Below are 12336 nucleotides of genomic sequence, written 5' to 3'. Positions count from 1 at the left end.
TTGTAATAGAACCATGCAAAGCGCACGAAGAAAATAACCTAATCCGAATACAATTTTTCTTATAGAGATATTTTAATGGGGGCAACTGTTATGAAATCTAGTTTACAACGCTGGCTTGTGCTTAGCGTTAGTATGCTTTTTGTGATTCTAATCGGTATATCGCAAACAGCCTATGCAGCTGAATATACATACCATTTAGCTCAAGGTGAATCCGCACGGGTCAGCTCACAAGATGGCAAGACAATAACAGCTACTTTGAAAGGAGCTGCTTTTGATTATGCGAAAACAACCCAATCGAAAGGGGCCAATGGATACGGGAAAGGGACGGAGTCTTCTTCTCATACTGTCACAGGTGATGAGCGGCTATTTATCACAAATACGTCAAACGATATCGTTACGATAGCGGTTGATCAAGACAGAGCGGCTATTGTTCGGTCGGAATCTCCTGCACTTGTAAGCAGATGGCTGCAACCGGGTGAGAGCGCGGAAATAACAAATATCGGGATCACAGATGAATACTTTTATGTAAATGGAAAAAATGATCAAGCGAATTACGATGAATATAATATGCTGCAATCCTATGAGGCTGATCATAAAGGTGGGCGAGTGCTCCTTGAAATCGCTAGAAAGATAGCGATAACCAATCGGGAAAAAGAGGCGATTGAAGTTTATGCGCCGCATTCCTATTTTAAAATAGAAACAAGACAGCATCCTGCCGTATTTCATCGATACATAGAGACGAATAAAACGTTGGAAATCAATAATGTAAGCGATAACATCTATTACATTTACTTTGATGCGGCTAAAGGAACGATGCAGTACGATTACGTTTCTTATTTGAACAACGAGATAGATCGTTATGGAAACTCTTCGGATTCCTCTCGGCAGATTGGCAGAATTAAATATGTCGTGACGAATAAAGGCGAAGAACCTTTGCATGTGTATGGTCCTTATGAGGTATTTGCTCTATATGAGAGAGAGGATTTTGCTTTGGAAACGAAGACCTTGAAAAAAGGGGAAAGTATGCAGATTGTAAATACGTCTGCCCAATCACATCCTCTCAACTTTAAAGGAACGTATGAATTTGCTGAGTACGATAATGAGGGGAAGGTTATTGATTTTGACAAAGGGGTACTATCCAGCAGTAAATCAATCGATTCCGGGAGTAAAATTATAATCAGCAATAGTAGTGAGGAAGATGTAGAAATTATCGGCCCGAAGGCTGGGGTTCTATATGAAACAGTCGTATATCCTCCACTAATAGTGAATAAGCGTGAGCAGTCTATTAGCTATAACGAGGGTTTGGCTATTGGAGAAACGGAAAAAGCATCGAATAAGATGACGAAGATCGTTATGGTTACAACTAATAATCAGCAACCCATTCCCATTCTAGATGGGCAAAAGAATGCATATCTATTTGCTCGTCCTTTTGCAAAGGCAAAAGACGTCTACACCGCAGTGGATAGTGATCTAAATGGTGAGGTTACTAGTCAGACCGTTCGAACAGAAGACGGTTCTTTAGGAAATATAGATAGGATTCCAAATGAAAGAAATGGGCCATCAGATGGATATGCTCAGAATCGGACCAGTAGTTATCGTAGTGGAAATGATGGGCAACTTGTTGCTGTTATGAACGACAGCTAGATATGCTCGAAATCATTTCGTTTATTTGGTGAACGAAATTATGCCCATAGCTAAAATGGGATTGCTTTCGAACAAAATGCGTCATATTAAGAAACTGACTATCTCTTAAGAGTCTGGGTATATGGTTACATTCCATTATTTAAATCCAGAGCAGGCAGATGGTTATTTGTGCTATTCGAATATGTTAAGGTTTTAATAGGATCATTAACTAATGCGATGAATATCTTCGTGTTATTTCTGTTCATACTAGCCTCTTGCGGTCAGTAATAATGAAAATGTAGTTAAAAAGTACTAGAGGTTCGTTTATAATACAAATAAATGAACATATTTTCATTATTAAGGGGTTAGAAAACATTGTTGAAATTACTTGATAAAATTCATCTGGGTTTACTTGCGGCTAGCTTATTCCTTAAAATGATAGCTGCTCTTTGCGTTTTGTTCATAATCACTCTTTTTGCTTATTTTCTCATCATGTCTCCGGTTATTGATAAAAACACGGAAACCATTATTACCTTAATTAAGGATGGCAAAGTGGCTGAAGCAGAAGAGATGTACCATGACAAATTTTCTATTCATATTAAGGATTATGAAGATTTGGGGAACTGTATTTGAAGAAAATAAACTTGGAGACGAAGCGTTTAATAATCAAGATTATGAACTTGCTTATCAAAAGTATAGTTATGTTTATAAAAACTTACTTGAAGATAAAGCAAAATCAGCAGCAATTGCTTTTGAGAAGCAGCAAAGGGATATGGCTAATAAACTAGAATCAGAAGGTAAATATGAGGAAGCGATTACTGTCTACGAAGAATTCGAAAAATCTGGGATGCCAATATCTGCAGATAAGAATGATCGTTCGATAAAAACGTATGGTGAGATTAGAAGAAAAATTGAGGCATTAAAAGAGCAAGTACAATTAGTAGAGATGATTACTCCTGCACTAGAAGGAGATTATAGTTCTACCTTTGAGTGGCTCGAGAAAGTGGTAAATGACTATTATAAAGATCCTTTGTATAACTATTTTAAAGCGAAAAAAAGTATAGCTAGTTTAGATAGTGCTGCAGCCAAGTATTTTTTGTACCGAATTGATCCGCAATATGAAGGTATGTTGAAGGATGAAGTACTTGCCTTGAAAGAGTTATATATCCCAAGAAGCGATTGGAATAAACTTTATTACCAGTACATAGAAGAGGTATATCCTCCTGAGGTAAGAAAGCATTTACCTGAACCAAGAAAGAGTATGTCCAAGGAAGAAGTGTTGTACGGAACTAATTTGGGCAAGCCTACCGAGAAAAGGGTAGATGAAGAGGATTTCGTTGAGAAATGGATTTATCGAAATAAGGACGGGAATGTATATATTGAATTCTCCTCTTTGGGAGATGTGCAACAAATTTTGTTCTCCTCTTAACTAAATGACAAGAACAACATTGAATAGTCGCATAGCTCTGGCTACTCTATTATGAACAATTCATGGTTGACTAGAATCACAGATCCTACAGAAAACGATATTAATGAACTAAGAAGAATCTATGGTCGTTGATGATATAGTGCGTCCTTAATTGTTATCGGTAAATCCTCAATTTAACATCTAGCTGCCAAGAGCCTCATTACTAAAAATGAAAAAACAATTTTGATGTGAAATCATTAGCTATTCCGATGTATGGGGCTAAATATGGTACACTATAAGCTGCGTAGTAAAAAGTAAAATAGGATGGATTACTTATACTGCAAAGCACTATACCCATTCGATGTAGAACTAACGGATAGCAAGGAGATAGAGTCGACAATGAAGCTTATATCATGGAATGTAAACGGCTTGCGGGCTTGTGTAAATAAAGGGTTTATGGATTATTTTCAGGAAATGGATGCAGATATTTTTTGTCTGCAGGAAACGAAGTTGCAGGAGGGACAGATTGATCTGGACCTTGGCGACCAATATTCGCAGTATTGGAATTATGCGTTGAAGAAAGGGTACTCCGGTACTGCGGTATTTACGAAGCATAAGCCATTATCGGTACGCTATGGGATCGAGGAAAATGAAGAGCCGGAAGGTCGGATTCTTACCCTTGAGTTCGAAACCTTTTATTTGGTGAATGTATATACGCCGAACGCGAAACGGGATTTGTCCCGTTTAGAAGAGCGATTGGTATGGGAGGATCGCTTCCGCAGCTATTTGCAGCAGCTGGATGCGATTAAGCCTGTCATTGTATGTGGTGATCTGAATGTAGCGCACCAAGAAATTGACTTAAAGAATGCAAAGTCGAATCACGGCAATTCAGGATTTACTACGGAAGAGCGGGAGAAGATGACGACTCTTCAGCAGGCTGGATTTACGGATACATTCCGCTATTTCTATCCAGAGCAGACAGATGCTTATTCGTGGTGGTCTTATATGCCGAAGGTGAGAGAGCGGAACATTGGCTGGCGTATTGATTACTTCCTTGTTTCTACAAGATTGCATGATTCATTATTAGACGCACGTATTGATTTTGAAATACTGGGCAGTGATCATTGCCCTGTTCATTTAATTATTGATGATGAAAAGCTATTGTCTGTATCTGAAAAACAAGCATAGGTTTTTGAATATGTAGGGTGTAATCAGGCGTTAAAAAATTATGATATACGTAAAGAGGCAGAAGATCGGTTTCTCAGTATAAGAGAGCCGGTCTTTTTTTATATAGCCAGATGTTGAAGCGATTGACACCACTCTCGTTATTTTTTGAGCGAACTGAGTGATTTCCTATAAACAGATGTTTATTCTATCAACATTGAAAGTGGAAAACATAGAATAGAGTAGTGGACCGAACGCGCTCGGTCCACTTACGTTATTTTAGGAGGTGATAGCATATGATAGAAGCACATCAAGATGAAATCGGCCCGTTTGCAGCCCAGATAACGGTTACTGCTATAACTAGTGATCGAGAAGGAGCGGTTACGGATATTCTCATTTCCTATCGTCCAGATGCAATTTTGGCGCTTGGAGCTGTTGTATTTACACTACCAGCAGGCTTTACGGCAACTACTACGGATACGTTGAATGGCACAACATTACTAAGCAGCCAAATCTCTAATAATGGGGGTAGGGTAACACTTGGATTGACACTTGATTTGTTGGGATTAGCACAATTTGATCTACTGCTCAAAGCGAAACCCCTTCCTGCTGCAGGAACATATCGATTTAGAGCAGAGAATACGCTGTTATTTTTAGGATCACAAGGGGTTGCGGAGACGGACTTTGCCGTAGAAGTGGACTCACTTGCATATGTAACGAACAATCTAGACAGTACGGTATCTGTTGTTCGATTAATGAGTGGAACCAGTGTGCAGACGATTACAGGAATTACATTTCCTGCTGGTTTAATTGATACTCTAAATGGCAGCTTCGTTTATGTTACGAATTTAATTACAAATCTCGTCTCGGTCATTGATACAACAAACAATACGGTAGTTCAATCGATACCCGTCGGGATATCTCCGATTCGGTTGGCTGTTTCACCTAACGGAGCCTTCATATATGCAGTGAACCGAGATAGCGGAAGTGTTTCGGTCATTGATACGGCAACAAATACGGTAACGGCTACCATTGCAGTAGCGAATAGCATTAATGGAGCAGCGATAACTCCTAGTGGAACTTTGTTATATGTAACGAATTCGGTTGAAAATAAGGTGCATGTCATTAGTACGGTTACAAATACGGTTATCCAAACGATTCAAGTAGGCTTTTCACCAATTGCATTAGCGATTACACCAAATGGACAACGAGTGTATGTTCTTAATTCAGGAGACAGCACGATAACTGTTATTAGTACGCCTACGAATACAGTGGTACAAACGATAGTGGGCATTGGATCATCTCCACAAGGGATTGCGATTACCGCTTCAGGCAGCTTTGCTTATATTTCAAGTTTAAATACGAGTGAGGTGCTCGTGCTCAATATTACGACAAATACCGTTACGACAACTTTTCCAGTTGGAAACGGACCGAATGGAATTGCGTTTTCTTCGGATGGTACGAAAGGTGCAGTAACGAATTATTATGATGGCACAGTCACGGTATTTGATATCGTAACGAATACCGTACTTCATACGATTTCGGTAGGTGCGGGACCTTTTGATGTAGTTGTAAAATAGATTATATGGTTACGTTAAAATGAAATACGATTGAATGTAAGCCGTGTTATATCACATTAAGCTTGTAGATGTGGTGTAGATGGCTTTTGGTGCTTTAAAAGCAGAGACTAGTAGAGTTACCTACAGTACGACAAGAAAATAGGGGGCTTGCGCCCCCGTCTATATAATTGCTATTTCATGTATACAAGCATTGATCATTATAATTTTCTGGATCAAACAACTAAGCGATACTGTAAAATGGTGAACCTTAGGAGCCTATGCAATTTGGAAGCAGGACCAAACGATACCTTGGTTACTGCTACCCCCCAAATTGAGTCCAATCGTTAATCCATTCGCAACATACTGTAAGTCAACTGTATCGCCGGCATTAAGTTGTACGTCACCAGCTAATACAACCTCTCCACTTCCAAGTATGGCTCTAAGTGTAAGAACTAAAGCTACGTTAACGTCTAGGATAGGGAACAAGCCATTGAGTAGAGGAGTTGAAGTAGGCGATGTTCGCTGTATCGTAAATGCGGGCGATACACCTGCACCGAGTGAAATGGATACTGTTGCCGTTGTTTGATAGTTAATTGTAGCTTTCATAGCATATCTTCCTGTAACAGGTGCTGTGAATACTCCAGTTGTAGCATTAAAGTTAGGGCTGCCGTAGTAAGGGGCTGCTGTGGACCAGTTAGTTAATGTAGCACTGGCTGACAATGATAATGCACTTATTAGAGCTGAGAATCCATTGGTACCAAATTCAGGTCCAGTAACACCAGTAGCACCCGTGGATCCGGTGACACCAGTAGCACCTGTTGCGCCAGTAGCGCCCGTAGATCCAGTGACACCAGTAGCGCCTGTTGCGCCAGTAGTACCCGTAGATCCGGTGACACCAGTAGCGCCTGTTGCGCCAGTAGTACCCGTAGATCCGGTGACACCAGTAGCGCCTGTAACGCCAGTAGTACCCGTGGATCCAGTGACACCGGTAGCACCTGTTGCACCAGTAGCACCCGTGGATCCAGTGTCGCCCGTTGCACCAGTAGCGCCGGTGACACCTGTGGTGCCAGTAACGCCCGTTGCGCCAGTAGCGCCTGTATCACCAGTAGAACCAGTCACGCCCGTAGAGCCAGTAGCGCCTGTATCACCAGTAGAACCAGTCACGCCTGTTGCGCCAGTAGCGCCTGTATCACCAGTAGAACCAGTCACGCCCGTTGCGCCAGTAGCACCTGTAACACCAGTAGTGCCAGTCACGCCGGTGGCGCCAGTAGCACCGGTGTCGCCTGTAGAACCAGTCACGCCCGTTGCGCCAGTAGCACCTGTAACACCAGTGGTACCAGTCACGCCCGTTGCACCAGTAGCACCGGTAACACCAGTGGTACCAGTCACGCCCGTTGCGCCGGTAGCACCGGTAACACCAGTAGTGCCAGTCACGCCCGTTGCGCCGGTAGCGCCTGTATCACCAGTAGAACCAGTAGAACCAGTAGAACCAGTAGAACCAGTCACACCCGTTGCGCCAGTGGCACCGGTAACACCAGTGGTACCAGCTACGCCCGTTGCACCAGTAGCACCGGTAACACCAGTAGTGCCAATCACGCCCGTTGCGCCAGTAGCACCGGTAACACCTGTCGGGCCTGTAACGCCCGTCGCCCCAGTTATACCTGTCCCGCCACCCGAAGGTCCCGTCGCCCCCGTAACGCCGGTAGCGCCTGTTGATCCAGTCGCGCCAGTGTCGCCAATCGGTCCAGTTGAACCGGTAACTCCCGTGCTGCCCGTCGATCCCGTTACACCAGTAGATCCTGTCGATCCAGTAACCCCCGTGCCGCCCGTAGCTCCAGTCGACCCAGTCACGCCCGTCGCGCCGGTGTCACCAACCGGTCCAGTACCACCCGTCGGCCCAGTCGCACCCGTGATCCCAGTAGGCCCAGTCGGCGTGCTTAATAAATCAATTCTCACATCCGCGGAACCAGGAGTAACTTCAATTTCTAATGTACTTGAATTAAAGGAAAGAACATCTCCAACAGCCATAGGAGCAGTCCCAGAAGGGCCGCTGACAGAAAACAATTCTGCTGGAAGCACACCAGTTGGACCGGTAGCTCCTGTCGCCCCCGTCGAACCTGTTGGTCCTACCGAGATAGGGGTAGACAAGATCGAATCGAGTTTATTGCTTAAAATGTACTCTTTTTTCGTAAGGGCGTTAATTGTGTCGCGTACGCTGGCATTCATTTGAAGGATATCACTGATGGTTGCACCAGGTGGTGTAACGCCAGGTAGAGTCCCTAGCACGTACTGCAGCTTTTCACCTTCTGCATTTAAAATATGGCTGAGTCCTAGTTCTTCTAGAGCAATGGAAGAGAGCAAAAGGTTAATTGCATCATCCCTTGTGACATTAATAATGGGGGTAATGTTGGGGATGTTTGATTGCGACATAGGAACACTCCTTTCCCTTGTGATGAGGATTCTACTAGACGCTTTATAAACCGAAGTTCAATAAATACGGGACAATTCTGCTAAAATTACTTGCTTGATGTACCGATGCGTCTATAGTCATTTGATTGCTATCATAGGATATTCAAGGATATAGCTAGTGCTTGGGTGGAAAAGAAAATTAGGTAATATTCCCAAATTGATAGCTAAAATAAAAGATAGAGGGTAGCCATCATGTATCATTCATCATTCCTATAATCACAGAAATGCTTCCTCACACATACTCATGGTTTATAGCCTATGCACAGGCAGTATTGAAAAGAGGGAGAGGCATGTTACAGTCATGGTTGGGTGTGCTTGTGTTTTTGCAGAAGGGGAAACGAAAAATGGAGGAACATCATATTTATGAAAAAATGACGATAGCAGGTCAGCAGCTAGGCTTGAATGTCTGTTTAATCAATCCTGCGGACGTTAATTATCGTACAGATAAAGCAAACGCACTCATTTATTTGCCTTCCTCTCAAAAATGGACTAGGAAATGGATCGATATTCCTCGATTTATTTTTGATCGCTGCCGTAGTTTTAATAAGAACAAATACGGTATAGTCCGAAAATTTCGTACGAAGTACAGACATTTGACCTATCTAAATTCCCCGCTTCGTAATAAATGGATCATTTACAACGTGCTGCATGAAAAACCTGAATTCCGCTCCTTTCTACCAACCACCATTTTATTCAATAGAGCACGGGATATTAAACATATGATGAACAGATCCAGGATGGTCTATGTGAAACCAGTCAATGGGACGGGTGGTCGCGGAATTCTTCGTATAGAGCATCATCAAAAACATCCGGCGTATTTGTTTGTTGAAGGTCGTGATCGATCTCGCCGCATCATTAAACCCCAATATGTAAAATTCGAACGCTTAGGTAGATATATGTATACATGGGTGAAACAGGAGCGCTTCATTGTCCAGCAAGGTATCGATGTAAAGCTTCCCAACGGACGTGTGCATGATGTAAGAATGTTAGTCCAAAAAAATGAAGTTGGACTCTGGTCATTAACAGGCATGGTTGGCAGGGTAGGTGCACGTCAAAGTGTAACCTCCAATCTGCATGGCGGTGGGCAGGCTGTTCCCATGAGAACGTTGCTTGAACGATGGATCGAGAACCGACAGCCTATTCACGAAATAGAGTATCAGTTAGAACGGTCTGGTATACAAATTGCTAAGTATGTAGAAGAGAAGTACGGATCTTTATGCGAATTGGCCCTAGACTGGGCCATAGATAAAAACGGACGATACTGGCTTCTGGAAGTGAACCCTAAACCTTCACGTGAAGTGTTTCAAAACGTAGGGGATGAAGCAGTTTACTATAGAGCGATTACAAAGCCGATTAAATATGCGAAGTGGATCATGACAAATCATAATCATAACTAGCATCAAGAAGAATTCTTCTTCATAGACTCATACAAGCAGCGTATGCCTATCCCTCTGGTATACGCTGTTGTCATGTGTTAGGGGGATAAAATATCTACAGTAAATCCTAGTCACTTGTAATCATAAACAAGGCATAAACTTCATAGAAATAGGATAAGCATAACAAGCCTCCTTAACAGAGGTTTGTAAAAATTGGGTCAGCTTAATGAAAAGGGAGATGAATGGGTAATGTCAATGCCAACTATTCCAGATATAAAACCAGAAATCGTCTTAAGACGTCACGAGGTAATCAACCTGCTGTTAACATCAATCGCCCTTGAAGAAATTGGTTTGTCACATATCATCAATGCAGAAGGTGAGAAGATACAAGCGTTGCTTAAAGATTCATGTGTCAGTTTGGATGACGCGTTAAAAATAAATCACAGTGTCGAACGTATGATGAGGAGCGTAATTAAAAATCAAATGCTGCTCCAATTTAAACTGGAGGACGTTATTGCATTGGACGAGCGGGAAGAATTTTTTGAAGAATAATGTGTTAAAAAGGACGTGGTTAAGGAAGGAGGTTCATTGTGAGAAAGAAGAATGATCGGATATATGAAGATCCTATTACCAAAGAAGAAGCTGCGGCACAGCTAATAAGGGCGATAGCGTTAGAAGAAGAGGCGTTGTCTAATCTTATTAACATCGAAACGGACAAGGCAGCAGCCTTTGTTGGGAAAAATCTTGATTTTCCCACAAGCCCAACTACTTCGGAAATTATCCAATTCAATCAAACCGTTGTCCAATTTCTTGATACGCTGCTTATGGCGGAATGGCTGCTGCTGAAAAAAATGGATACGGTTACGGGTATGCGAGAATATGATGATGTAGATCGCTTGGACGATAGGGAGTTCAAGAGATTCAGCAAGCGTGAATCCTATAATGAAGATGTATTTGACTATTAAATCAATGAATAAATGAGGCGTTGTATATGGTGCGCTCTAACATTGGAAATCAGGATACTCCATACTACCGTATGGAACGTGCAATTTTGCGCTTAGTGCGTGGAAGTTTGTATAGACGTTTATCTGTGAATGAAAGAGAAGCCTTTGCTATAGAAGCCAAAGTGTATACCTTAGTCCAGTCGATAATGGATCTGCATCATTTTCGGGATAGACGAATCCTAACAATACGTTATAGAGATAGACAATCAAATGAGTTAATTGGTGTAAATGAAAAAATCATAGCAGAAATCGTAGCGAACATTCAAATTGTTAAAGAGGAAATCCTATATCATCCATTCGAACGTGACGTACATATGGATTTTATTTTAACAAGTTTGGACAAGATTGTGGATCGTCATACAGCAAGTGAATGTCCGCTATCATCCAAGTCGATTGTTAAACGAGAAGTGGTGTCTCCTGTAATTAGGGAAGAAGAGGTTGTTCTCGGCAATACAGATGAAGAACCCGAGGTAGTGAAACCACAATCTCCAACGATGAAGGTGAAGAAAAAAGAAAATCCATTTGTACAAAGAAGCCAGATCAATACGAAAAAGAATCAAACACCGTCTCTACCCAAATTAACTACGTTCCTCACTGCTAATGTAGGAAGTATTTTATATGAACAAGGCGAATATGCGGACACAGGAACCTTGAATAAAGGGGAATCAATACATGAAAGAGAACAATTTAGAGCTAATTAACGGTAACAGCTATTTATTTGAAGAGGATTTAACGGTAGGGGTGTATATCAATAAATCCAATCAATCTGCTGTGCTCATTGACAGTGGCGCGAACAAAGATGTCGCGAAGCGGATTGATCAAGCTTTAAAGCAAAATGGCTGCCAACTAGCAGTGATTATCCTTACTCATGGTCATCAGGCGCAGCTAGGCGGGGTAAGTTATTTCAAACAAAAGTATAAACATATAAAAGTGTATGCTACATCATGGACTGCGCAGTTTATGGAGAAGCGGGCTTTGGAAAATTGGCTGTCTGGGCATATTCCCTGTGTAACAAAGGAATATGAGCACAACGAATCTGTTGATATGATTACAGACATCATTCCTTATCGTGATCGTCAGCTGGTCATTGAACAAGCATCCTTCTCTATCGTTACGCTGCCAGGTCACTTTCCTGGAATGATTGGTATTATAACTCCCGATCAAGTTTTTTACTGCGGGGATGCAGTATTCGGTGATAAGACTTTGATGAAGCAAAAATTGTTGTATTATACGGATGTGAAAGGCGCCAGAGCTAGCTTGAGAAAGATCGCTCAAAGCAAGCGATATGCTTATATCGTGTCACATGGGGGGAAATGTAAAGATATTGCATCCCTCGTCCAACAGCATCAGCAGCTTATTGATGAGACTTCACAATTTATATTAGGTCTTATTCGTGAACAACCTATGACACTGGAAAGTATCGTTCAAAAAGTCATGAATGAGTATCAACTCCAAAACAAATCAGCTCACTTTGCTTTAGCGAATTCCATCGTCAGGTCTTATTTGACGGAACTAAGCGACAGTTCAAAAGTACGTGCCACCGTAAATGATGGTATTTTGCAATACTATGCGCGTACGTCGGCAGCGTTGTTATAGTATGGGGGCTTTGTTTATTAATAACGTTTTCACATTAGAACCTGTAAGGTATAAGCCTTACTCGTATGTGGAGACGTTATTTTTTTTATTTCTATTTGTTCATTTGTTAACTCGGTAAAATAAGCTCGTATTTTGTA

At 41.8% G+C, this 12336-nt stretch carries 11 protein-coding genes; 10 read left to right on the top strand and 1 reads right to left on the bottom strand.

The window, feature by feature from the left end; all coding sequences use genetic code 11:
* Positions 1-90 precede the first annotated feature (90 nt).
* The 5 genes from FPZ44_RS14105 (at position 91) to FPZ44_RS14080 (ending at position 5775) form a co-directional block, all read left to right on the top strand.
* Positions 91-1644 (top strand): hypothetical protein, encoded by a 1554-nt coding sequence (locus FPZ44_RS14105; protein ID WP_144991194.1) that lies wholly within the window; start codon positions 91-93, stop codon positions 1642-1644.
* A 354-nt stretch (positions 1645-1998) separates the two neighbouring features.
* The gene (locus tag FPZ44_RS14100) at positions 1999-2256 is read left to right on the top strand and encodes a hypothetical protein (RefSeq protein ID WP_144991192.1); all 258 of its coding nucleotides are present in this window, start codon (positions 1999-2001) and stop codon (positions 2254-2256) included.
* Positions 2231-3052: a hypothetical protein gene (locus FPZ44_RS14095; RefSeq protein ID WP_144991190.1), complete on the top strand. Its 822-nt coding sequence runs from the start codon at positions 2231-2233 to the stop codon at positions 3050-3052. Before FPZ44_RS14100 ends, FPZ44_RS14095 begins: the two co-directional genes overlap by 26 nt.
* Before the next feature lie 378 nt (positions 3053-3430).
* A complete protein-coding gene (locus FPZ44_RS14085) occupies positions 3431-4219 on the top strand; it encodes an exodeoxyribonuclease III (protein WP_144991188.1) in 789 nt (262 codons plus the stop codon).
* 272 nt (positions 4220-4491) lie between these two features.
* Complete coding sequence (locus tag FPZ44_RS14080) at positions 4492-5775, top strand: BslA/BslB family hydrophobin (protein ID WP_144991186.1); 1284 nt, start codon at positions 4492-4494, stop codon at positions 5773-5775.
* Between the two features lie 255 nt (positions 5776-6030).
* Here FPZ44_RS14080 and FPZ44_RS14075 read toward each other — a convergent pair whose 3' ends face one another.
* Positions 6031-8184, bottom strand: coding sequence for an alpha-helical endospore appendage domain-containing protein (locus FPZ44_RS14075; protein ID WP_144991184.1), 2154 nt, complete (start codon positions 8182-8184; stop codon positions 6031-6033).
* A gap of 329 nt (positions 8185-8513) precedes the next feature.
* Between FPZ44_RS14075 and FPZ44_RS14070 the strand changes: the two genes are divergently transcribed.
* From FPZ44_RS14070 to FPZ44_RS14050, 5 genes are all read left to right on the top strand, one after another.
* A complete protein-coding gene (locus tag FPZ44_RS14070; protein ID WP_186786049.1) occupies positions 8514-9620 on the top strand; it encodes a YheC/YheD family endospore coat-associated protein in 1107 nt (368 codons plus the stop codon).
* A gap of 228 nt (positions 9621-9848) precedes the next feature.
* Complete coding sequence (locus FPZ44_RS14065) at positions 9849-10151, top strand: alpha-helical endospore appendage domain-containing protein (RefSeq protein WP_144991180.1); 303 nt, start codon at positions 9849-9851, stop codon at positions 10149-10151.
* Positions 10152-10189: 38 nt separating this feature from the next.
* Positions 10190-10564: an alpha-helical endospore appendage domain-containing protein gene (locus FPZ44_RS14060; RefSeq protein WP_144991178.1), complete on the top strand. Its 375-nt coding sequence runs from the start codon at positions 10190-10192 to the stop codon at positions 10562-10564.
* A gap of 26 nt (positions 10565-10590) precedes the next feature.
* Positions 10591-11304, top strand: coding sequence for a hypothetical protein (locus tag FPZ44_RS14055; RefSeq protein ID WP_144991176.1), 714 nt, complete (start codon positions 10591-10593; stop codon positions 11302-11304).
* On the top strand, positions 11276-12199 hold the full coding sequence (locus FPZ44_RS14050; RefSeq protein ID WP_144991174.1) for an MBL fold metallo-hydrolase: 924 nt from the start codon (positions 11276-11278) through the stop codon (positions 12197-12199). Before FPZ44_RS14055 ends, FPZ44_RS14050 begins: the two co-directional genes overlap by 29 nt.
* Positions 12200-12336 lie beyond the last annotated feature (137 nt).

Source organism: Paenibacillus agilis, from assembly GCF_007786455.1.
GTDB classification, from domain to species: domain Bacteria; phylum Bacillota; class Bacilli; order Paenibacillales; family Paenibacillaceae; genus Paenibacillus_B; species Paenibacillus_B agilis.
Note: the sequence above shows the minus strand (reverse complement) of the source record. Positions and strands in the feature narration are given on the sequence as shown.

Coding starts and splice junctions, on each gene's coding strand:
- FPZ44_RS14050 (WP_144991174.1), top strand. CDS start 11,276: ATGAAAGAGAACAATTTAGAGCTAATTAACGGTAACAGCTATTTATTT.
- FPZ44_RS14070 (WP_186786049.1), top strand. CDS start 8,514: ATGTTACAGTCATGGTTGGGTGTGCTTGTGTTTTTGCAGAAGGGGAAA.
- FPZ44_RS14080 (WP_144991186.1), top strand. CDS start 4,492: ATGATAGAAGCACATCAAGATGAAATCGGCCCGTTTGCAGCCCAGATA.
- FPZ44_RS14095 (WP_144991190.1), top strand. CDS start 2,231: ATGAAGATTTGGGGAACTGTATTTGAAGAAAATAAACTTGGAGACGAA.
- FPZ44_RS14075 (WP_144991184.1), bottom strand. CDS start 8,184: ATGTCGCAATCAAACATCCCCAACATTACCCCCATTATTAATGTCACA.
- FPZ44_RS14105 (WP_144991194.1), top strand. CDS start 91: ATGAAATCTAGTTTACAACGCTGGCTTGTGCTTAGCGTTAGTATGCTT.
- FPZ44_RS14055 (WP_144991176.1), top strand. CDS start 10,591: ATGGTGCGCTCTAACATTGGAAATCAGGATACTCCATACTACCGTATG.
- FPZ44_RS14065 (WP_144991180.1), top strand. CDS start 9,849: ATGTCAATGCCAACTATTCCAGATATAAAACCAGAAATCGTCTTAAGA.
- FPZ44_RS14085 (WP_144991188.1), top strand. CDS start 3,431: ATGAAGCTTATATCATGGAATGTAAACGGCTTGCGGGCTTGTGTAAAT.